20 protein-coding genes are annotated in these 21,409 nt (G+C 52.3%); 10 read left to right on the forward strand and 10 right to left on the reverse strand.

All coding sequences use genetic code 11. From position 1 onward, the window contains the following. Positions 1-18 precede the first annotated feature (18 nt). From ACN0VD_RS07510 to ACN0VD_RS07525, 4 genes are all read left to right on the forward strand, one after another. A complete protein-coding gene (locus ACN0VD_RS07510; protein ID WP_417593247.1) occupies positions 19-816 on the forward strand; it encodes an enoyl-CoA hydratase-related protein in 798 nt (265 codons plus the stop codon). A 40-nt stretch (positions 817-856) separates the two neighbouring features. After that, positions 857-1,549, forward strand: a complete 693-nt coding sequence (locus ACN0VD_RS07515) for a VOC family protein (protein WP_417593249.1) — start codon at positions 857-859, stop codon at positions 1,547-1,549. Next, entirely contained in the window at positions 1,546-2,712 is a 1,167-nt protein-coding gene (locus ACN0VD_RS07520) for a CaiB/BaiF CoA transferase family protein (RefSeq protein WP_417593251.1), read from the forward strand. Before ACN0VD_RS07515 ends, ACN0VD_RS07520 begins: the two co-directional genes overlap by 4 nt. Positions 2,713-2,811: 99 nt before the next feature. Then, on the forward strand, positions 2,812-3,867 hold the full coding sequence (locus ACN0VD_RS07525) for an alpha/beta hydrolase fold domain-containing protein (RefSeq protein ID WP_417593253.1): 1,056 nt from the start codon (positions 2,812-2,814) through the stop codon (positions 3,865-3,867). Here the strand turns inward: ACN0VD_RS07525 and ACN0VD_RS07530 are convergent. Next, positions 3,864-5,006: an NAD-dependent epimerase/dehydratase family protein gene (locus ACN0VD_RS07530; RefSeq protein WP_417593255.1), complete on the reverse strand. Its 1,143-nt coding sequence runs from the start codon at positions 5,004-5,006 to the stop codon at positions 3,864-3,866. The genes ACN0VD_RS07525 and ACN0VD_RS07530 overlap by 4 nt on opposite strands. Positions 5,007-5,256: 250 nt before the next feature. On the opposite strand from ACN0VD_RS07530, the gene ACN0VD_RS07535 reads away from it, so the two are divergent. From ACN0VD_RS07535 to ACN0VD_RS07550, 4 genes are all read left to right on the forward strand, one after another. Further along, positions 5,257-5,784 (forward strand): flavin reductase family protein, encoded by a 528-nt coding sequence (locus ACN0VD_RS07535; protein WP_417593257.1) that lies wholly within the window; start codon positions 5,257-5,259, stop codon positions 5,782-5,784. A 46-nt stretch (positions 5,785-5,830) separates the two neighbouring features. After that, a complete protein-coding gene (locus ACN0VD_RS07540; RefSeq protein WP_417593259.1) occupies positions 5,831-7,090 on the forward strand; it encodes a spinster family MFS transporter in 1,260 nt (419 codons plus the stop codon). 245 nt (positions 7,091-7,335) lie between these two features. Continuing rightward, positions 7,336-8,118, forward strand: coding sequence for an SDR family NAD(P)-dependent oxidoreductase (locus ACN0VD_RS07545; protein ID WP_417593261.1), 783 nt, complete (start codon positions 7,336-7,338; stop codon positions 8,116-8,118). 1,001 nt (positions 8,119-9,119) lie between these two features. After that, entirely contained in the window at positions 9,120-10,346 is a 1,227-nt protein-coding gene (locus tag ACN0VD_RS07550) for an alpha/beta fold hydrolase (protein ID WP_417593263.1), read from the forward strand. 35 nt (positions 10,347-10,381) lie between these two features. On the opposite strand, the gene ACN0VD_RS07555 is transcribed toward ACN0VD_RS07550, so the two are convergent. From ACN0VD_RS07555 to ACN0VD_RS07590, 8 genes are all read right to left on the reverse strand, one after another. After that, positions 10,382-11,305 carry a polysaccharide deacetylase family protein gene (locus tag ACN0VD_RS07555; RefSeq protein ID WP_417593265.1) on the reverse strand — a complete coding sequence of 308 codons (924 nt, stop codon included), beginning with the start codon at positions 11,303-11,305 and terminating at the stop codon, positions 10,382-10,384. After that, entirely contained in the window at positions 11,302-12,222 is a 921-nt protein-coding gene (locus ACN0VD_RS07560; protein WP_417593267.1) for a polysaccharide deacetylase family protein, read from the reverse strand. The genes ACN0VD_RS07555 and ACN0VD_RS07560 overlap by 4 nt, the downstream gene beginning before the upstream one ends. Beyond that, a complete protein-coding gene (locus ACN0VD_RS07565) occupies positions 12,222-12,902 on the reverse strand; it encodes an isochorismatase family protein (RefSeq protein WP_417593269.1) in 681 nt (226 codons plus the stop codon). Before ACN0VD_RS07565 ends, ACN0VD_RS07560 begins: the two co-directional genes overlap by 1 nt. A gap of 61 nt (positions 12,903-12,963) precedes the next feature. After that, positions 12,964-14,163, reverse strand: coding sequence for a CaiB/BaiF CoA transferase family protein (locus tag ACN0VD_RS07570; protein ID WP_417593271.1), 1,200 nt, complete (start codon positions 14,161-14,163; stop codon positions 12,964-12,966). After that, positions 14,160-15,092, reverse strand: coding sequence for a hydroxymethylglutaryl-CoA lyase (locus tag ACN0VD_RS07575; protein WP_417593273.1), 933 nt, complete (start codon positions 15,090-15,092; stop codon positions 14,160-14,162). The genes ACN0VD_RS07570 and ACN0VD_RS07575 overlap by 4 nt, the downstream gene beginning before the upstream one ends. Before the next feature lie 3 nt (positions 15,093-15,095). After that, positions 15,096-15,722 (reverse strand): 3-isopropylmalate dehydratase small subunit, encoded by a 627-nt coding sequence (gene leuD / locus ACN0VD_RS07580; protein ID WP_417593275.1) that lies wholly within the window; start codon positions 15,720-15,722, stop codon positions 15,096-15,098. Further along, on the reverse strand, positions 15,719-17,092 hold the full coding sequence (locus ACN0VD_RS07585) for a 3-isopropylmalate dehydratase large subunit (protein WP_417593403.1): 1,374 nt from the start codon (positions 17,090-17,092) through the stop codon (positions 15,719-15,721). The genes leuD and ACN0VD_RS07585 overlap by 4 nt, the downstream gene beginning before the upstream one ends. A 117-nt stretch (positions 17,093-17,209) precedes the next feature. Continuing rightward, positions 17,210-18,280: a nitrilase-related carbon-nitrogen hydrolase gene (locus ACN0VD_RS07590; protein WP_417593277.1), complete on the reverse strand. Its 1,071-nt coding sequence runs from the start codon at positions 18,278-18,280 to the stop codon at positions 17,210-17,212. Between the two features lie 390 nt (positions 18,281-18,670). On the opposite strand from ACN0VD_RS07590, the gene ACN0VD_RS07595 reads away from it, so the two are divergent. Further along, complete coding sequence (locus tag ACN0VD_RS07595) at positions 18,671-20,065, forward strand: peptide ABC transporter substrate-binding protein (protein ID WP_417593404.1); 1,395 nt, start codon at positions 18,671-18,673, stop codon at positions 20,063-20,065. A gap of 124 nt (positions 20,066-20,189) precedes the next feature. On the opposite strand, the gene ACN0VD_RS07600 is transcribed toward ACN0VD_RS07595, so the two are convergent. After that, a complete protein-coding gene (locus ACN0VD_RS07600; RefSeq protein ID WP_417593279.1) occupies positions 20,190-20,975 on the reverse strand; it encodes a GntR family transcriptional regulator in 786 nt (261 codons plus the stop codon). 93 nt (positions 20,976-21,068) lie between these two features. Between ACN0VD_RS07600 and ACN0VD_RS07605 the strand changes: the two genes are divergently transcribed. Next, on the forward strand, positions 21,069-21,386 hold the full coding sequence (locus ACN0VD_RS07605) for a hypothetical protein (RefSeq protein ID WP_417593281.1): 318 nt from the start codon (positions 21,069-21,071) through the stop codon (positions 21,384-21,386). Positions 21,387-21,409: the final 23 nt, after the last annotated feature.

Here is a 21,409-nt window from a genome sequence, read left to right on the forward strand (position 1 = left end):
ATTGGAAGGAGATAAAGCTTGGCCGTAGTCGAATTGGAAATCCGTGATTCCATTGCTGTTGTCACGCTAAACCGTCCGGAAAAGCTGAACGCCATGGATACTGAAATGGCGGTTCGTCTTATTGATAGCTTCGAACAGATTCGAGAATCGTCAGATATTCGGGTCGCAATACTCACAGGTGCGGGGACAAACGCATTTTGCGCTGGTGGCGACCTTGGCGCAGCCATCCCCTTGCTGACGGGAGAGCGTCCCGCAACAGATCCGTTAGAAACCCGGTGGTTAAAGATCAGGGGCGACGGAGGGCCGTTCAAGACGGATATTGGCAAGCCGATGATCGCTGCCGTGAACGGACACGCGGTAGCCGGTGGCATGGAACTGGTGCTCAACACGGACATTCGTGTTTCCGTTCCCGGCGCAACCTACGGCATCCCGGAAGTCAAAGTCGGTCTTTTCCCTGGCGGCGGATCGACGGTACGCCTCAGAGAGCAGATTTCGTTCGCCCAAGCCATGAATATTCTTCTCACGGGCGATCCAATTACTGCTCAACAAGCCCTGGATTTCGGACTCATCAACTATATCGTTGAGCCTTCAGATCTGATGGATAAGGCGATGGACATCGCCAGCAAGATTGCAGCTAACGCCCCGCTCGCGGTACAAGCGGTGAGAAATTCGGTTCGCGCTTGTCAAGGCCGACCTGAAAGTGAAGCACTTGATATCGAAACGGAATATTCGCTCAAAGTGCATGATACAGCAGATGCGAAGGAGGGGCCGAAGGCTTTCCTCGAGAAAAGACGTCCAAATTTCCAAGGCCGTTAACCCCAATTGTCAAATTGAAATTCTGAGAAGGAGATGTGCGATGGAAAACCGGGTGGAAGGGCTTCATCATCTAGCAATCAGCACAACAGACATCAAAAAACAGATCGAATTTTTTACCGATAAGCTGGGTATGGAACTGATCGCTCTGTACTGGATGCACGGCGCCAAGGAGACTTGGCACGGCTTCCTGAGGATGAATGACGAAAGCTCGGTCGCCTTTGTCCAGAGCCCTAAAATCGCATCGATTCCTGCCAGCATGGGGGCTACCCACGCGGGTAACCCCACAGCGCCCAGTGCGGGTGGTACCACCCAGCATATCGCGCTCAAGGTCAAGGATATGGATGTATTGGCCGTGATGCAGCAGAGGCTGCGGTCAAAGGGTGTGCCGGTGCTCGGCCCTGTTGACCACGGTTTTTGCCAGTCGATCTATTTTGCCGGTCCTGAGGGATTGGCGTTGGAGCTTTCCTGCTCTGAAAAGCCTATCGAGCCTGAAAAATGGATTGATCCCGACGTCGTGGGTCGCGCAGGCATCAGCGCAGACGAGTTGGTACGCTATCGCAATCCTCCGCGATTTGTGCCGCCCGTCCACCCGGTCGATCAACCGGGGCCAGATGCACCAGGTCCGCATATGACCAATTATCCACCGGGGATATACGAAAAATTGATTGCGCTTTCCGATAAGGAAGTGTGGGATGCCAGCGAAAGCGCGCCGCCGGTGAAGGACGAGCTATGAAGCTACGCAAAGGCCCGCTTTCGGGTTTCACGATCATTGAATTGGCAGGACTGGGTCCGGCTCCTTTCGGTGCCATGTTGCTCGCTGACATGGGAGCGACAGTTATCCGTGTCGACCGAATAGAGGGAGGTTCAGGCATTGGGGTGAAGCCTTCGTTTGACGTATTGGCACGTAACCGCAAAAATGTTCAGCTCGATCTAAAACATCCCGAAGGAAAAAAGGTGCTTATGCGCCTGTTGGAAAATGCTGACGCCATGATTGAAGGCTTCAGGCCAGGAGTGCTCGAGCGTCTGGGTTTTTGCCCTGACGAGCTTCTGTCGCAGAACCCGAAGCTGGTTATCGGCAGAATGACAGGTTGGGGACAAGATGGCCCATTAGCCCAGCGGTCGGGCCATGATATCAACTACATCGCCTTGGCCGGAGCGCTTTTCAGCATCGGCGAGAAAGACCGCCCCCCCGTCCCCCCTCTCAATCTCGTGGGAGACTTTGGTGGCGGAGGGTTGCTGCTAGCTTTCGGGATTCTATGCGCGCTGCTTGAAGCGAAAAATTCAGGGAAGGGCCAGGTTGTTGATGCGGCCATGGTTGAAGGCGCTGCGCTCCTGACCGCGGGGATCCACGGCATGCTAGCGCAAGGTATGTTCCAGGAGAAGAGGGGCGAGACGATCCTCAACGGGGGCGCGCCTTTCTATGCCGTCTACGAATGTTCAGATGGCGAGTTTGTGACGATCGGCGCTCTCGAACCGCATTTTTTTGACGAACTGCTCAGTCGTCTCGATATTGATCCGCAGACCTATGGAAACCGCAACGACCGCGATCAGTGGCAAGCTCAGCGGGAGATGCTTGCCGACAAATTTGCGAGCAAAACCAGAGATGAATGGGCAGACGCCTTGCAGGACACAGATGTATGCTTCGCACCCGTTCTTCGAATGACGGAAGCATCATCACACCCTCACAATATGGAACGCGGCACTTTTGTTGACGTGGAGGGATTTGTCCAGCCCGCCCCAGCCCCGCGCTTCAGTCGCACCGACACGGGCGAATGCGACCGTCCATCGCCGCCGGGTGCTGATACGGAACAGATATTAGCTCATTACGGTTTTACAGCAGACGAAATCTCCGCTCTGCAAGCCGATGGGGCGGTCGCGGGAATGGGTACGAAATAAGAGCCCATCTCGGTAACCCGGTGCGCGGGCACGGATTGCGAAACGCCAATTGCCTAGGTCGCCGATTAATATGTGAGGATGACAAGCGGGAGAGAGTGTGTGACCAGCAAGCCGATGACCGATTTCCGCATCGATCCGCGGATTAAGCGAACTCTGGCTGGTTTCGAGTTACCGCCCGCTCCAAATGTCGAAAGCCGGGCCGAGCTGCTCGCCGAGTTCGAAAGCCCAGATCGAGTCGCTGAGATTGCAGCGATGAGGGCCTTTCTCAATTCCATGGATACCGAAGATATTGCACCATCGACGGGTTTGACTATCCAGAATTTTGAAGTCGTGTCGGCACCGGACAAAAACAAAATACTTATCCAGTTCATCCGTCCTGAGGGCTCGGCAGTCCTCCCCTGCGTTTATTATATTCACGGGGGTGGCATGGCTATATTTTCGTGTTTCGATGGCAATTACAGAGTCTGGGGAAGGATGCTTGCCGCGCAGAATGTTGCGGTCGCCATGGTTGATTTCCGCAATTCTCTCAGTCCCTCTTCATCGGTTGATGTGGCAGCGTTTCCCGCCAGTCTCAACGATTGCATATCGGGCCTTCGCTGGGTTCATGAAAATGCTGCATTGCTGCGCATAGATTCGAAACGCTTGATTGTGGCCGGAGAAAGCGGCGGGGGCAATCTTGCCATATCCTCGACGTTGCAACTGTGCCGTGAGGATGATGTGGACAAGATTGCCGGGCTCTATGCGATGTGCCCCTATATTTCGGGCGAGGGACCGTTGGAGGAATATCCGTCCCAGACAGAGAATGACGGAATTATGTTGAATCTCAACAATAACCGGGACTCGATGGCATATGGCATCGAGGCGTTTCGTGACTGCAATCCTTTGGCTTGGCCAAGGTTTGCAACCGGCGAGGATGTTGAGAATTTCCCGAAGACTATGATCCGAGTCCACGAATGCGATCCATTGCGTGACGAAGGCATAGCTTTTTACCGCTTGCTGGCCGCGAACGGCGTGCAAGCGACCTGCCAGCAGATCATGGGTACTGTGCATGCTATTGAGGTCTTTCCAGCCTGTTGCCCAGACTTATCGCGCGATGCCGCGAGATCGATCGCCGGTTTCGCAAAAGACAATTATCCGCCTGTTCAAACAAGCTAATCGTCTTTTTTCGATTTCTCCTTTTTTGGATGCGCGTAATAATGCGACATATCGAAGTCGGGAAATTTCAGAGCTTCGATCCTGACGCGCGCGCGATCAATTTCTTCGATAATAAGATCCTCCAGATCGTAGCGGAACGAATCCCGCAACTGGGGCTCAACGACCGTGCCTCTGCCTTCTGGATCCTCAATATACCAGTCTACCGTGCGTTGAACCGCTGTGCTGACTGGGACGGGTGTGTAATCAAGCTCGCCCAGATTAGAAGTGTCGAGGATGTGGTGCCCAACCGTAAGCGGCCAGCGGGAATAGGGCCAAGCCGGTCGGGAAAGCTCAGCAGGGACCGATACGAATTCGACAGTTTTCCCCATCGCCTCGCAGATGAGCCTGATCCATTTTCGATGGGTGAGGGGTTCCGCGTCCGCGCAATTATATATTTTTCCAGCAGATGTTTCGCGATCATCAACCGCAGCAAGCACTATGCGTGCCGCATTTTCTGCGTAGAGCGAGCTGTTGAGGAAAAAGCCGCCTTCGGGAACGATAATCTTTGTCCTGCCGTCGAGCAGCCGGCGAATGATGCTCCATTCTGTGGCGCCAGGCTGACGCGGCCCATAGACGCGGGGATAGCGCAAAATCGTTGCATCGAAGTCCCCGTGCCGGTCCGCCCATTGCAGCGCAGCATCGGTTTCAACCACCCGAGCTCCGAACTTTCCGACCGGGTCGAGAGGAACATTCGGAGGCATTGCCCTTCCTTCATCAAGATATGTGACGGCCCAATCTCGTTCAACACCGCTTTCAGAAGTTGGACGCACCGTGGCGGGTGGGTCAATCCAGTTGGGATAGAAGGTTGAAGACACGCCGATAAGATGTTCGGTATGGCCTGTCATGGCTTCAGCGACCAAACGCAGACGCCCGTATGAGGCGACCACGGTATCGAAATACCGACCGGCGACTGCTTCCTGAACAGGTTCCAAGAAATTCGGGTCTGCTGTAATTTGTTCGACCGGCTGATCAAATTCGACCGGGTGCCGGCCGGTATTCATGACAGCCACCTTGTGGCCCCTGGCCAACAGGCCGTTCACGATGATCGGCCCGGTAGGTCCGCTCCCACCGACCACTAGAATTTTTTTTACTTGAGCCACGATTATATCTCCTACTTTGCCACGATTAGTTTTGGCCGCCAGCACAACAGCGGGAGCAATCCCCGATGCCAATTATTCGAGCTTTGATCGTGTTTCGAATTTGGGAAAGCTGCTGGAGAATGCCCGCATCCACAGCCAGATCTGCTGAACCACACGAATCATATATGATATGTAACGAATAATCTATCTTTATTATATTATACAGTTTAGGAATATAAGATAGGTTCTAAAAATGGATTGAGTGATTCTTATGCAGAATGAACAAACGAGCGTCATAGAGATCGATCCGCGCGATTTTCGCCGTACATTGGGGAGCTATCCCACCGGTGTTTGCGTCGTGACCGGTTGCGACAAGACCGGTCGCCCTTCAGGCTTGGCGATCGGCAGTTTTACTTCAGTGTCCCTTTCCCCGCCACTTGTCGCTTTCTTTCCCAGCAGGACATCGTCCAGTTGGGAAAATATCAGCAAAGGCGGAGCGTTTTGCGTAAATGTCCTGGCTCATGATCAATTGGAAATTTGCAAACGCTTTGCTCAAAAAAGCAATGACAAGTTAAAAGGGGTCGCTCACCAAATAAGTGATTTCGGATTGCCGATATTGGACGATGTCATTGCCTATATAGAGTGCAAAATACACGATCAAATCATTACCGGAGACCACTTAATGGTATTGGGTAGAGTATTATCTTTAAACTTAAATCGCGATTCAAGTCCTCTGATATTCTTCAAAGGAGAATATAGGAAAATTGCCTCATATTCACCCGGTATTGGAAATATATAAAAGTAAAATACCTTCAAAAGGGCGGAGGGAATAAATGATGCGGAGCTTGAATCGTACTGCCAAGGAAAACTACAATACTACGATGATCGGAGGGTGGAGAAGACTTGTTATCCTTCTCTTCTTTATAAATGTGTTGAATTATGTTGACCGGCAGATTCCGTTCATATTGATTGAGCAAATAAAACAAGATCTGCTCCTTAGCGACGCGGAAATTGGAATAGTGAGCGGACTCACATTCACGATTGTATATTCTATTGCTTCTGTTCCTCTTGCAAATCTGTCTGACCGCTGGTCACCAAGGGGTGTATTGATGATCTCAATCGTGACCTGGTGCGGTTTAACGGCTCTATCTGGGCTAACCCGCTCGCTATGGCAGTTCGGAGCCACGAGGATTGGCGTTGCCGCGGGTGAGGCTGGATGCACTCCCACGAGCCATTCGCTTATTTCGTCCTTCGTACCACCATCCAGGCGCGCAATGGCAATCGCTGTTTTCTCACTTGGCGTTCCAATAGGCGGGATGCTGGGCTTGATCGCCGGAGGATGGTTGGGTGATGCATTTGGTTGGCGCATGACAATGGTGATTATAGGGTTACCGGGATTGCTTTTGGCCTTCGGCGTATTTGCAATAGTCCCTCGCTCAAGGAATGATCAGGATCGCGAACGTTCCCGCCTGACTTTTGCGATGTTCGGCGAAATATTTCGTTTGCGAACGATGGGCTGGATTGTTGGTGGTGTGTCGATGCAAGGCGTTGCGCTATATGCTGTTTATTCATTTGCCGCCGCCTTCCTTATGCGTTCATATGGCATTAGCATGAGCGAAGCGGGGCTGGGTCTGGGGATCGCCAATGGTGTTTCGGGGATATTTGGTCTCATCGTCGGCGGGTGGTTGGCAAGCGTAAACAATCAGCGTGCGCTTTTTTGGGCAGCAATCGGCTTTCTGGCGTCTGCGCCGCTTATATGGCTAGCCTGTGCAACCACAGAATATATGTTGGCGCTCGTATTGCTCTCAATGTTCAATTTCACTGCAACTCTTCATATGCCAACGACTTTTGGAACTGTTCAGGCTCTTGCTCCTGCAGGTAGAAAGGCTATGGCGACCAGCCTCATTATTGCCGGGATCGGTCTGATTGGCGGATCTTTGGGTCCGGTTGGCGCGGGATTGCTCAGCGATTTATTTGCGCCAGTATATGGAGAAAATGCCTTGAAAGTTGCTCTTAGTTTCAGCTGTGTGCCGGTGCTTGTTGCCGGATTTATGATTCTCAAGGCCTCCAAGCTCGTAGACGCTGATATGGTACGCGCCGCATGAGCGATGAAATTATCGTCACGAATGCGGACCGTCGGGGCGAACCATTTGCGGAAATCCGATTCAAAATTTTGAGAATGCCCATCCGGTCTTTGACCAGAGTCGGTTACCTATCAGCGATCGTCATGACTTTATCGAGACGACGTGATGGTGCTGGCCTGTTCCTTCAAGGGGTTCATAACTGATGGGTATTTCTCTTCCGGTTCTGGGAGGAAATGGAGATATCATCGGCAAAATTGGGAGATAGTATGAATAAAGGACTTTTTGATCTTTCTGGCAAAGTCGCTCTTGTTACCGGGGGCAATGGTGGTATTGGCTTGGGCATGGCTAAAGGCCTCGCCCAACATGGCGCGACAGTAATAATATGGGGAAACAAGCCTGAGAAAAACGAACGAGCTGTCGCTGAGTTGGAAGCGTTCGGCGGCGAAGTTCGGTGTGCTCAGGTAGATGTTGCCGATGTGTCGGCAATAGAAGCAGGCATCGCTGCGATCATCGAAGAATTTGGCCACATTGATCAGGCGATCGCAAATGCTGGGATAGGCATAACCCGCAAAGATATGTTTGAAATTACCCTTGAAGATTTTCAGCGCATAGAAAGTGTCAACGTCCACGGCGTATTCTTCACATTGCGAGAAGCCGCTCGCCACATGCTGAAGCGAAACGAAAAAGAAAACACGGGCGGCTCACTGGTTTCTATAGCGTCGACCTCTGCGATACATGGGGCCGCCAGGAATGAGCATTATGGTGCGAGCAAAGGAGCGGTGGTATCCCTCACGCGCGCACTTGCGGTCGAGTTGGGCCCGCACGGTGTTCGCGCAAATTGCATTCTCCCGGGCTGGACCCGTTCCGATCTTACCGAACCATTGCAGGGATGGAGTAAATTCAATTCAGATGTTATCAGTCGTGCCCCGGCCGGACGATGGGCTGAAGCGGACGATTATTCTGCAATTGCCGTATATCTTGCCAGCGATCATTCCGGGTTTCATCTCGGGGATTCGATCGTTATTGATGGTGGTTATACCGTCTATTAACGACCGATCAATGGCATTTTCATGCGTTTCTCTACAGCGGTTTTCTGTCAATTGTTGCCTCACAAAGAAGGTATCATAAAATTGGTGATCCCCAAGGGTAGTTTCGTTGGTCGCAAGCTCAACCGCGCCAATGCTATCCCGCTTGATTGGACGAGGCAGATGAAAATGTTCGGGTTCGCCTGAAAGCTCGACCCAAATCTCAATCTGCGTCTGACAACCACAAAATCGGCCTGTGAGACGGGCGGGATATATTGGCTCCATTCTGCCACCGACAAAGTGTCTCGGAACTCAAGGAGGTAAGCAACCTTCGCGTAAGCTACGGACAGATCGGATTAATCGCGTCATATCGAAATATGTGCAGAGATGCTTTTAAAGAGAAAACTCGGTGGCGCGCGACGCAGTCTGTAGCGAACGGGTCTCACATAGCACATTCCCTGTATAACAGGGATTCTACAGGGAAAATGCATTAAATAAGCGCTCCCGAGGCAGATGGCGCACCACGGTGGCTACGCGCTGTAACGCCAGTTGGAGGGACCTTGCTGATTGGGGAAATTGGCGCCTCTCTTTTCCAAGAAAGCTGGGACTCCAATACCTATCTTGACATATATCATAATGTTATCATAATATAATAACATTATGATATATAAGGGTCGGTTGGCGGTGAGCTGTGTTGATAACGGTATAGAAGCATATGGAAGTTTGTTGAAAGCTCGGAAGCTCGGAGGATTTGCAGTCTCTGTTCGGTCGTTAGAAATCCAGAATATTTATACGCTATCGCCCCCTGATGCTCGATCTTATTGCTGCAGAAGAGTTAGAAAATTTTGGAGATACATCCCTACGGGACGCTATCGACTCTTCGTCGATGCTTTTGCGCAATCGGTTAATCATCGTAACACCTTCCGGTTTACTTGTTTCGGTAGAGTGTAGGAAACAAAGTTAAAAGGAGATGCGGACGGGTAAATCTGATTTGTCGCGCCGCTTTTTCTCGATTGGGGAAAGTCATGGCTAGTAAAAAGTTCAAGGGTTTTGGCGGAATTACACTTCATGCCGATGTATTTGGTCCAGAGGAAGCGCCAACGGTGCTCATGCTTCATGGTGGTGGGCAGTCCCGCAATAGCTGGACGGCGACTGCAAAAAGCCTGTCACAGGCAGGGCGCTATGTTATCGCGCTGGATTTACGTGGCCATGGCGAAAGTGAATGGGCGAGCGATGGCCGCTATGATCTGGACGCTTTCGTGGGAGACTTGCAGGAGATATTGAGACAATTGTCTTCGCGGCCCGTCATCATTGGAGCCTCGCTGGGTGGCTGGATCGCGACCATTGTTTTGGGAGAAAGCAATACCGAATTGGCTGCCGGGCTTATTCTGGTTGATTCACCGGCAAAAATTGACCTCGATCATGCAATGCTTGTTGGCGATGAACTGAGAGCCCATGCAAATGAAGATACCGGGCGGCATCCATTTGATCCCAAATTTGTAAACGGTCTCGATCTACAAGAGGTTGAACGCCGGGTCCTGCGCGCGGCGGCCAATCTCAATCAACCCAGTTTGTTGGTGCGCGGTGCCGACAGCAAGGTCAGTACTGCGGATTCGATTGCCACTCTTGCGGCTCTGATCAAGGGCTCCGAAACTGTTGAAATCAAGGAATCCGGGCATCTCATAGCGGTTGATCAGGCCGATACATTCAACGCTGTGCTCGTTGACTTTCTAGAGCGGCGCAGTCCGCGCGAAGCTCCCGAATTTGTGGCGGGTTCCGATCCCTATACATTGCGTAATGCTCTTGGTTGTTTTGCAACGGGAGTAACCGTTGTCACAACTTCTGGCATCGATGGAGTCAATGTCGGGATGACCGCGAATAGCTTTACATCGGTTTCGCTTGATCCTCCGTTGCTTCTGGTTTGTCTGGCCAAGAATCTCAATTGTTTGCCTGTGTTTCAGGAATCGGACAGCTTTGCTGTCAATGTGCTGCACATTGGTCAGCAACAGGTGTCCAATCTGTTCGCATCAAAAAGTGGGGACCGGTTTTCCGAAACCGGTTGGGAAGTCTGGGGCCTTGGCGTCCCCATCATAGAAAATGCACTGGCCAATTTTGAATGCAAAAAATATGCGGAATATGACGGCGGTGATCATATAATCCTGGTTGGCGAGGTGGTGCGCGTCAAGTTTGAGCCCCGTCGAGATCCGTTGTTATATTTTCGCGGAAAATACCGCCGTCTCCATTTTACCTGATAAACTGTCGGCAGCCCTGTCCACGAAGAATGGGCTCATTCTTGCGTCTTCCAGCTGTCGAGAATCTGGTCGCCGCGTGCGAGCCATGCGCCGGGTTGGTCGGCCAGCCATTGCACCAGTTCCTCGAACGCATCGATCCGGTACGGCAGACCCATGATATAGGGGGTTAAATGCAGTGGTAACATCCGTCCGCCAGAGCTTTGCGCTTCCGTTGCGAGCCATTGATAGGCGTCGCGGATTTGCTGGGCATAGCTGTCCACCGATTGTTGCTGGACATTGATGATCTCTCGGTCGGATAATTCATGGTTCAGCGGAATGTTGACAATCTCCTGATCTCCAGAGCGGAACCGATAGGGCAATTCATCATTGGCCCAATCGCACATATATTCAGCGCCGGCCTCCGCCAAAAGGCGCGGGGTGTGAAAACTTTGCGAGCGGGCAATGGAATACCATCCGCGCGGACGGGTACCGGTGATACGTTCGAGCGTATCGAGGGAATTTGCGATCAAGGCGCGCTCATCATTTTCAGCCAGGTCACTGGAAATCGTGCCGTTCATATCCGTGGTATGAGCGATGATCTCGTGACCGGCTGACAAGATATCCGTGATCAGCTCGGGATAGCGTTCTGCAATGACGCTGTTGGTCGCTACCGATATTTTTGCTCCGACGCCGGCAAAGGCGTCAATCAGTCGGTAAATCCCGATCCGCGTGCCATATTCGCGTGCTGTGTAGTGGCGATAGTCGGGATAGGGAGTCTGCATATGGCCGAGTGCACGAAACGGAGTGTCAGTCGGTATCATCGGGAAATATTCCAGACTGATCACCGGCCAGATTGCTACCTGCGCTCCATCGGGCCAAGCGATCGGCTTGCGGGTAAAAATGTTGCTATAAGGGTAATAGTCATGATCCATGCCGCGACGGCGTTTGGGGTACTGGATATATTCTGGCGCAAGCGTCATGCTACATCTCCCTTCATTTGTGCGCGAAAGCTGTCGACGATGTCACCGGCCTTGGTGATCCATGCGCGGCCGTCACCAGCAATATGTTCGAGGACATTTTCAAACGCACCAATGCGATGGGGCTGGCCGATCAGATAGCTGTGCAGCGGAATGCACATAACTGTCCCGCCTGCTCCAGCGGCGGATTCGCCCTCGGCCGCCAAACGGTCATATTGTCGGATGAGCGTGTCGGCATATTCGCGCGGACTCATGTTATAGATGAAAAAGCCGTAATGGTCATTGACCTCCAGACTGTAGGGAATGGCGGTAAGTTGGCCGTTGTTGACCCTGATGTCGGTTGGCTGGTCGTCATGATAAAGATCGCAGGTATAGTCCAGGCCATATTCGGCAAGCAGGTCGAACGTGCGCGGAGTGTGGGTCAGGGCGGGAGCCAGCCAACCCCTGATCCGCTGACCGGTTGCGCGCTCCACCGTTGCGATGGAATCTTCGATAATCGCACGTTCCTGTGCTTCATCCATACCGTAAGAATATCGGGTATTGTAAATCCCGTGACTGAAAAATTCCCATCCGCGCTGGTTGGCATCCTCGACCACTTCTGGAATGTGATCGCACAAGGCGACCGACAGGCTCACCGATCCGGGGAAGCCATATTTGCTCATAACTTCTGCCATTCGCCAGTGCGACACGCGATTTGCATGATCGCGATGGCTATATCCGGTGACGTCGGGATGTGGCTTGGGCCAGCTTTTGCGGTGCGGATTGGCGGGCGGATCGAGTTCGTAAAATTCCAGATTGGGCGCGACCCATACTGCGCAGCTTTTACCCTCTGGCCATTCTATCCGGGGCCGCGGATGCGCCAGGCTGCGATAGGGAGCATAATCATAAAGGTCCGGATCGGCTTTCTGTAGCTCAGCCATTATCGTGCCTCCAACCAGTCTATGACGGTTTGCACCGGCTCTACGTCGGCATATTTTAATTGCAAATCGGTGAGATTGGCAAAGTGGTAGCTTTCATGTTTGTCGGCGCAGGTTTCAATTGGCACGATCGCGCGATAACCATAAGACAACGCATCAACCGCTGTAGCGCGAACACAACCCGAGGTAGAGCCGCCGGTAACAACAACCGTGTCGACCCGGTGAAAGTTCAAATAGCTGGCGAGCGGTGTTTCAAAAAAGGCGGACGGCATTCTTTTGGTATATTGCAAATCATCGGCATCAATTTCACAGCGCGGATCATATTGATGGCGCTCGCTACCATATTTGATGTTCTGCAATGAATCTTCGGTGTCCGTCCGTGTTCCCCAAACGCCGGCATCTCCCGCATCATTCTTATAACCGACCCGGCTCCAGATCACCGGCATCCCTTTTTCCCGGGCAAGTCGTGAGATAATGTTGGCATATTCAATCTGTTTCGGATCGGTTTGATAGGCGGTTTTGAACCGATCAATTCGGGTATAGGCCTGCTGGAAATCGACGTTGACGATGGCCAGCTTCTCGCCAAATCCGAATTTCTTGCGTGCCGGATTGGCCATGACTTCTTCAAATATTTCTCGCGCTGTGCGTCCATCTGATACCATGTGTGTGCCGACTGATGTCATTTTTGCGTACTCCTTAATTCAATATGGACCGTATGATTTCTGGACTCTGCTTCTTGCGATTTCAGGCGACCGCTCCATCCGCTTTCAGCTTGTTGATTTCGCTTTGGTCAAAACCCAAACTTGTCAGCACCGCATCGCTATGTGCTCCGATTTCGGGCATTTTTGATGGACTGCCAGGCCGTTTTCCATCCATTTCGATTGGCAGGACAGGAAGCATTGCAGTTTGCTTGTTGAGCATTTCCACTTGTTCCAGGCCGCCGCTGGCCAGGAGATGAGGATCATCAAACATGTCTTCGGGCCGCGAAATGGGTGCGAACGGAAGGCCGGTACCTTCCAGTTTTTCGATCAGTTCATCGCGCGTGTAACTGGATATCAGATCCCGGATAACCGGCATTATCCGATCGCGCGACTGCACCCGGACATTGTTTGCCCGCAACGTTTCGTCAGCCCAAAGGTCATCAAGCTCAAACAGCTTACAAAATTTCTCCCACAAGGCGTCGGTGACCACACCGATGAACACAGGGTCATCTTTGGTCTGGAACACATCATAGATGGCCCATGCCGATATCCGCGCGGGCATCGGCGCTGCGGCCTGACCCGTGACCGCCATTTGAGCCATGTGCTGGCCAATCAGATAGATGGTGGTTTCGAACAAGGATGACTGTACCTTTTGCCCACGTCCGGTGCGATGGCGTTCCTCGACTGCTGCCATGATAGCGATCACGCCAAACATCCCGCCGGTGACATCGATGACGCTCGAGCCCGCACGCAACGGTTGTCCCGGTGGTCCGGTCATATAGGCAAGACCGCCCATCATTTGTGCGACCTCATCCAGCGCCGTACGATTTTCATAAGGTCCCGGCAGGAATCCCTTTTCAGAAGCGTAGATCAGGCGGGCATTGGTCGCGGATAATGTCTCATAGTCCAGTCCCAATCTATCCATTGCTCCGGGGCGATAATTTTCGACCAGTATATCGGCCTGATCGACCAGCTTTTTCGCTATTTGAAGCCCGTCTTCATCTTTCAGGTTCAGACAGATGCTTTGTTTGTGCCGGTTATACATCGGGAAATACCCAGCGCCCGAGCCGATCAACCGCCGCGTTCTATCGCCCCCGATCGGTTCAACGCGAATAACTTCTGCGCCGAGTGAAGCGAGGATCGCTCCCACCGCAGGGCCCATCACCATATGCGTAAATTCAACGACCTTCAGGCCTGCCAACGGTTGCGGGGCACCGGTATCGGTATTTTGTGTATCGGTCATGCTGCAGCCCTCTGAAATCCCAATGGCAGTCCGGCATCGGGGGTAAATCCGTAAAGCGGTTCTCCGGGGAGCGCCTGCGCTATGTTGTCCCGGACGAGCAGCAATTTGGCCAGATCAATGCCCGTATCAATGCCCATCGCCTCCAGCATGAACACCAGATCTTCGGTGACGATATTGCCCGAAGCGCCGGGTGCGAACGGACAACCGCCCAGTCCCCCAAGGGACGCGTCAAACGTTCCGATGCCCTCCTCCAGCCCGGCCACGACATTGGCGAGCCCGAGTCCGCGGGTATTGTGCAAGTGCAGCGTATCGAGCGTGTCTTCTCCAACCGCAGCCTTGACCTTGCGAACCAACCGTCGGACTTGTGCCGGATTGGCATAGCCCGTGGTGTCGGAAAGTCCGACCGCATCGACACCGGCCTCCATGCAAGCGACCGCCGACCGGACAACCACATTCTCACTCACCGGCCCTTCGATGGTGCAGCCAAAAGCCGTTGCAAGACCAATTTCAAAGACTGGACGGGTCTCGAACGGAATATCGGCCAGCATCGCCACGACATTGCGAATTTCTGCCAGCACGGCTGGATGATCCTTTCGCACATTCTTGATGCTGTGAGTTTCCGACATGGAGAAGGGCATCGACATTGCATCGACACCGGCGGCAAGCGCCCGTTCAGCACCCTTAAAATTTGGGACGAGTGCCACAACGCGTAATCCCGGCAAGGCTTTTGCAAATTCGACAAGCTCGGCAGTATCGGCCATCTGCGGCAACAGGCCGGGTGGGACAAAACTACCCACTTCAATCTCGGTAACACCAGCTTCGGCTTCGGCCCTGATCCATGCCTTCTTTGCTTCCAAGGGCATAATGCGATCGACACTTTGTAATCCATCGCGCGGGCCGACTTCGCTAATCTGGACGCGTTTGCTCATGCGCTATCTCCGCTCAATTGTTTCTAAATAGATCCAGGGGCGTTGCGACTTGTCATTCGCCTGCCATTTCGCGATCGCATCGGCCGATTTCAAACTCAGGTCGATGGAATCAAGCCCTTCCAAAAGCATCGTCTTGGACTCTTCGCCCAGATCGAAGTGCCAGGGTGGCTTGCCCGCGACGCTGATTGTCTGGTTGGGCAGATCGACCCGAACCGGCGCATCGGCTTGGCAGATTTCCTCGATCGATTGTTCGCCGATGACTGCGGGCAATATGCCGCTGCGAATGCAATTGCCGGCGAATATAGGAGCAAAGCTTGGTGCGATGATGCAGCGGAAGCCATATTCCGCCATCGCCCATACGGCATGTTCGCGGCTGGACCCGCAACCGAAATTGCGGCCGCCCAGCAGGATTGATGCACCATCATAAGCGGGATCGTTCAACACAAAGTCGGGGTTCGGCACGCGCCCGCCAATTTGGGTATAGCGCCAGCCCGCAAACAGACCTTCGGCAAAACCGGTCTTGCCAGTGCTCTTCATCTCGCGGGATGGAATGATCGCATCGGTATCAATATTGTCGCGGATCAGCGGCACCGCTTTTGAGGTCAATATGACAAATGGTTCAGCCATCATGCCAGCTCCCGCACATCAGCGATTGCGCCTGCAAGCGCGCTGGCCGCGACGGTCTCGGGACTGGCAATGTGGGTTTTGACATTGGGCCCCTGGCGGCTTTCAAAATTGCGGTTGGTTGATGAAATGACCCGTGACCCTGCTTCGAAACTCTCGCCGCCTGCAAAGAAACACATGGAACAGCCAGATTCCCGCCACTCAAAGCCGGCATCCAGAAAAATCTGATGCAATCCTTCGGCCTCGGCCGCGCGTTTTACCGCCGATGAGCCGGGCACGCAGATTGCTTTGACATGATTTGCGATATGGCGCCCCTTTAGCAATGCTGCGGATCGGCGCAGATCCGATAATCGCGCGTTGGTGCAGCTGCCGATAAAGGCGGCATCAATTTTTATTCCCTTGATGGATTTTCCAGCCTGTAAATCCATGTAAGTCAGCGGGGCAACGGCCGCATCATCGGGAATATTCCCGCCGACAGCTATCGCGGCCTCGGGGCTGGTTCCCCAAGTGACCATCGGTTCGATGGCGGTTGCATCAATTTCGATTTCGCTGTCAAACAGGGCATCATCGTCGCTGCGCAGCGTCCGCCAATGAGCAACGGCCCTGTCCCATTGGGGCCCCTGGGGGGCATATCGCCGTCCTTCCAGATAGGCGAATGTCTCGTCATCGGGTGCGATAAAGCCCGCCATTGCGGAAAATTCGGTTGCCATGTTGCACAATGTCATGCGCCCTTCCATGTCGAGCGCGGTGACGGCATCGCCGGCAAATTCAATCGCATGGCCCTTGCCACCGGCCGCACTATTTTGCGCGATCAAATGCAGGATCATGTCTTTCGGCGTTACTCCTTGGGCAACCAATCCGCTAAAGGTCACCCGCATCGCTTTGGGTCTTTGCATCCGAAGGGTCCCGGTTGCCATCGCATGTTCTGCCTCGGATGATCCGATTCCCCAGGCGAGCGAACCAAAGGCGCCCTGAGTGCAGGTGTGGCTATCGGGCGCAATCAGGGTGGTGCCGGGCAGCACAATGCCAAGTTCAGGCGAGATAACATGTGCAATCCCCTGATCGGGATCATTCACATCGAACAACCTTATCCCCGCCGAGCGGGCGACCGCGCGAGTCTCTGTGATAAAAGCCTGGCCACCGGGCATCAATGTCTGATCGGTTCGCCCGGGTCGCGTATCGACTATATGATCTGTTACCGCAAATATCCGTGCAGGGTCATTCACGGAACGGCCTGCCTGAGATAAGGCGTTGAGCGCTGCAGCGCCGGTGCGTTCATGCAGAAATATCCGGTCAATCGCCAGCAAAGCCCCGCCATCCGCTAATGGCGCGACAATGTGCATATCCCACAATTTGGCTAGAAGGGTGCTCAAAATAGACTCCAGCTTTAATGACGATGAACCGAGCTTTCGTTTTGGCAGCAAGGACAAGGCTCGGCTTTGAAAAGCGAAGGCCCGTTTTACGAAAACCGGTAATCAATCAATTGTCCCCGTTTACCAGAAGCTGGTCCAGCGCATCTTGTCTTTCAGATATTTCGCGGCCTCGACTTTGGTTTCGGGAACGTGTTCCAGCCATAAATTCGGATCATAGCGTTCAACATATTGATCGAACACTGGCTGATACAGACGAAGATGGAAGTCCGGTGTCCGATGGCCTTTGCGGTGTTTAGCCAAATCCAGGACGGCGCGCCTTTTGGTTTCCAGATGTCCTGCCTCCGCCATAACGACGCCGCGGGGGCCAAAAATTGCCGACCGGCCAACCCAGTCATTTTTGGCTGCCTGCTCCACAAAATAATGTTCATTTGGTTGCATTACATCGACGCAATTGTTCACTATCGTTACAAAAACGTCATTATGATAAGCGGTAAGGCGCATGTCATGCCATTCGCACCCGCCTGTTGCCGTCCGTAAGATCAGTTCGGCCCCCTTCAATGCCATGCACCGGAAGAGCTCCGGCTCGAATTGCACCGATGACATTGAAATATTGCCGATACTGGTCCGTTCCACCGGAACCACAGCATCGATGCCATACATTTCCACATAGCGATCATAGACATCGTAAATAGTAGTCGTGAACTGCTCGACACCGGGAAACATGCCGCGCATGTTTCGCTGTTTCCAATGGCGAGCGATCAGCTTCCCGTCCGGGCCAATCAAGAGTTGCGTGTTCATGGTGTGGCCAGGCCAATCATCATCCAGCATTTGGCAGCCCAACGCGATAAAACAATTATATTGCTTTGCCTTTTTGCCGATCGCTTCGATTTCCGGTCCGTCGGGATGTCGGGAAACACGCAGATATTGCTGCAAATTCCAAGGCGCAAATCCGTGAAGAGGGAATTCATGGAAGCACAACAAATCGCAGCGTCCCCCGGTATTCTGAGCCTTGTCGATTGCGTTGAGCAAATAGGCCAGATTGGCGGCGATTCCAGGTTCGGGATTGTCCCCATCAACGCCTCTAACGGGCGTCTGGACGATCCCTACGGAGATCTGGTCGCTCCGTAACTCAGCGGTTTCATAGGTTCCATCGTTGCGTACCATCTGCGGGATGCTGGGTTCACTAGACAATTTATTATTCTCCATCACTCTAGATTATTGCTTGGGATTGTCTCATATTTCCGGTGCCTCTAATGTGACTATTGCATTGCTGCATTATTTGCAATAACATTATGATAATATGATGTTCTGAGTAAGCCGGATTTCGATTGCGCTTGGTCAGAAGAAGCAAAAGAAAATCTGATCTTCAAGGTAAGGTGCTGACCCATGCAATTTCGAATTAAGTCTATCTTTGCGGCCGCCCTAATCGCTTGCCTTGCGGCATGTGGCGGTTCCAATTCCGGAGGCGCGGACGATAATATTCTGCGCCGTGGTACTGCCAGCGAGCCTGCCTCTCTGGATCCGCAAATTGCTAACGGGCAGTCGGCATCGGCCATCATCAACGATCTATTTGTCGGTTTAATGGCCTCTGATGCCAACGGTAAGACGGTTAGCGGCATCGCAAAAAGCTATTCGATTTCCGAAGATGGGAGATCATATATATTTAAACTACATCCAGACCTTAAATGGTCTGACGGGGAGCCTTTGACATCATCCGATATCGTCTGGTCCTTCCAGCGATTGATGAGTCCGGAAACGGGAGCCCGCTACGCATCCAATCTTTATGTCCTGAAGAACGGTCGTCTGGTCAATACCGGTAAAATGCCAGTCGAATCACTTGGTGTTACAGCGCCGGACCCGCAAACGGTTGTCTTCGAACTGGAGCGTCGTGTACCTTATTTCCCCCGGATACTGCTGAGCAATGCCACTGCGCCCTTGCCGCAGCATGTCGTTTCCAAATATGGCCGGGACTGGACAAAGCCGGGTAATATCGTGTCGAATGGTGCCTTTGTGTTAAAGGAATGGGTTCCGAACACGCGAATTCTGATGACAAAAAATGATCTTTTTTATGATGCGGAAAACGTAAAGCTGGCCGGTGTCGAATATTTTCCGACAGACAATACCGGTACTTTGGTGAAGCGCTATCGTGCCGGTGAACTCGATATTGTCCTCAATTTTCCACCCGAACAGCTAGAATTGTTGAAACGGTCATTTGGTGAAGAAGTCCACAGCACGACGAACTATGGACTGAACTATTATCTGTTCAACAACAAAAAACCTCCATTTGATGATGTCCGGGTTCGCAAGGCCTTGTCCATTGCTGTGGATCGAAAAGGGATTGTCGACAAAATATTGTCCGGAGAGGCAGAGCCTGCCTGGACAATGGTGCCCAGCGATATTTCGGATTATAAGCGCATTGTCTCGCCCGACGCTTCACGGAGCCAGGCGGACAGGGAAAGAGAAGCAAAAGCGCTCCTAGCGGAAGCCGGCTTCAATGCGACCAACCCTCTGCAGGTAGATATCCGCTATGATACCAAGGAAGAAAGTCGTCAAATTGCCATCGCGATAGCATCAATGTGGAAGGCCATCGGAGTTGAAGCCGAACTTTCAGCGTCTGACTTCAGGGGAATTACCAGCGATTCCCGCAGTGGTAATTTTGATGTCATTCGCTATCAGTGGTTTGCTCCCTATGATGATCCTTCGACATTCTTGAGCCTCTTGTCAGGGCGTTCTGCGACAAATTTGTCCGGCTATAACTCGTCTGCCTATGATGCGCTGCTTGCCAGTGCTGATGACATTGTCGAAGTTGAAACAAGAATGGAGCAATTGGCGCGCGCTGAGCATGCCGCGATGAAAGAATATCCCGTCCTGCCGATATATTTTTCGACGGCCAGACGCTTGGTATCGAGCAAAGTGGTCGGCTGGTCTGACTTTCCCGGCGGGAATGTGCAATCTCGTTTCCTCTCGTTAAAATAGGCGCTGTTCTGCAATGCTTTGAATCTCGAGATCCCAGCAATGCGAATTTTGAACCAGTCGGCGGAATACCCACCCTACCGTGAATTGGGTGAATGTGGGATCGCCGACCGGATCTATGCAGACCTTATGAGATGCTTTCGAGATTAGGTGAGCTTTCCATATCAAGATAGGCGTGATGCGCGTAACGGTCACCGCGATAATATGCTGATAGCAACTCAACTGGCCGAGAATCTTTGCCGATTATTTGCAGCCGAAGATAAATGAGCGGTGCACCGGCAGTTACACCCAATAGCTGGGCCATCCGTGCGTCGGCTAATGTTGCACCAATGAGCTGGTGCGCCCCCTGCAACTGAATGCCTTTGGAAATGAGCAGGCTGGGCAGCGCAGTGCCTTTAATATCATCACATGAAACATCAAATCCGAGATATTTGGGAATAAAAATTTCCGCAAAGCCAATGGCTTCGCTATCGCGAATGCGCTTGTATGAAATATGGATGATTTCATCCTCGGCATCAATATCCAGATCTTTGGCCAGTTCCGCCGCCTGACGTGATCCGATCTCGAGATCTTCCAGAGTTGTCCGTTTTGCGAGTCGTTCCAGATTTTGCATCAGCTCGCCAAAGTTTCCACGATCAGGCGATTTTTTCACACCTGATTGTAATACGAATGTTCCTCGACCTTGAATGCGTTCCACAACATTTTGACGTTCCAGCATTTCAATCGCTGCCCGCACCGTAATTCGGGATACATCGAACAGCCGGCACAATTCTGTTTCTGAAGGCAGTTTTTCGCCGATCGGATAGACGCCTCGTGAAATCCAGTCATTCACTGCTGCGTAAACTTGAACATATCGAGGAGACAATTGCTTGTCGCTCGAATCATTGTTGAGTTTGAATGGTTCTTTTTTCACATCTACTCCCGCCATTTTTTGGACCTCTACATACACTGTTGGAACACAAAATAAATAATGTTATAAGGTCATAACATTTAGGGAGTCAGCGCTTTGGATAAATTATCAGCCGTCCACCGTTCCTTGGAGGAATTCTCTGGCCAGGGACCACAGTTTTTTGAAGATGTACATACCGACATGTTGCTTTCCATCATTCTCGGCTTGTGTGGGGAGGTCGCGGTCGAGCACCAGCGCAATCATGTTTTGACTGAAGTACTGAAAGACAAGGGATTATTGGAGGAATGCGAGCTCGAGGCAAAGGCTCACGACACTCAATCTTTGGCGGCTTTTTCCGACTGGAATAGCGCATTCCTGGAGCGTATTTTGAGAAAACTGAATGTCGATTATGATGGTGACGGCGAGGGCCGATAATAGGTTCCTGATTCTATTCTCAT

This window comes from Parasphingorhabdus sp. (assembly GCF_048267785.1).
In the GTDB taxonomy this organism is placed as follows: Bacteria; Pseudomonadota; Alphaproteobacteria; order Sphingomonadales; family Sphingomonadaceae; genus Parasphingorhabdus.

Bases quoted from the DNA above. Each gene is read 5' to 3' on its own strand.
- ACN0VD_RS07560 (WP_417593267.1), bottom strand. From the start codon at position 12,222: ATGGCTGAGCTACAGAAAGCCGATCCGGACCTTTATGATTATGCTCCC.
- ACN0VD_RS07565 (WP_417593269.1), bottom strand. From the start codon at position 12,902: ATGACATCAGTCGGCACACACATGGTATCAGATGGACGCACAGCGCGA.
- ACN0VD_RS07545 (WP_417593261.1), top strand. From the start codon at position 7,336: ATGAATAAAGGACTTTTTGATCTTTCTGGCAAAGTCGCTCTTGTTACC.
- ACN0VD_RS07595 (WP_417593404.1), top strand. From the start codon at position 18,671: ATGGCCTCTGATGCCAACGGTAAGACGGTTAGCGGCATCGCAAAAAGC.
- ACN0VD_RS07575 (WP_417593273.1), bottom strand. From the start codon at position 15,092: ATGAGCAAACGCGTCCAGATTAGCGAAGTCGGCCCGCGCGATGGATTA.
- leuD (WP_417593275.1), bottom strand. From the start codon at position 15,722: ATGATGGCTGAACCATTTGTCATATTGACCTCAAAAGCGGTGCCGCTG.
- ACN0VD_RS07555 (WP_417593265.1), bottom strand. From the start codon at position 11,305: ATGACGCTTGCGCCAGAATATATCCAGTACCCCAAACGCCGTCGCGGC.
- ACN0VD_RS07570 (WP_417593271.1), bottom strand. From the start codon at position 14,163: ATGACCGATACACAAAATACCGATACCGGTGCCCCGCAACCGTTGGCA.
- ACN0VD_RS07520 (WP_417593251.1), top strand. From the start codon at position 1,546: ATGAAGCTACGCAAAGGCCCGCTTTCGGGTTTCACGATCATTGAATTG.
- ACN0VD_RS07550 (WP_417593263.1), top strand. From the start codon at position 9,120: ATGGCTAGTAAAAAGTTCAAGGGTTTTGGCGGAATTACACTTCATGCC.
- ACN0VD_RS07535 (WP_417593257.1), top strand. From the start codon at position 5,257: ATGCAGAATGAACAAACGAGCGTCATAGAGATCGATCCGCGCGATTTT.
- ACN0VD_RS07515 (WP_417593249.1), top strand. From the start codon at position 857: ATGGAAAACCGGGTGGAAGGGCTTCATCATCTAGCAATCAGCACAACA.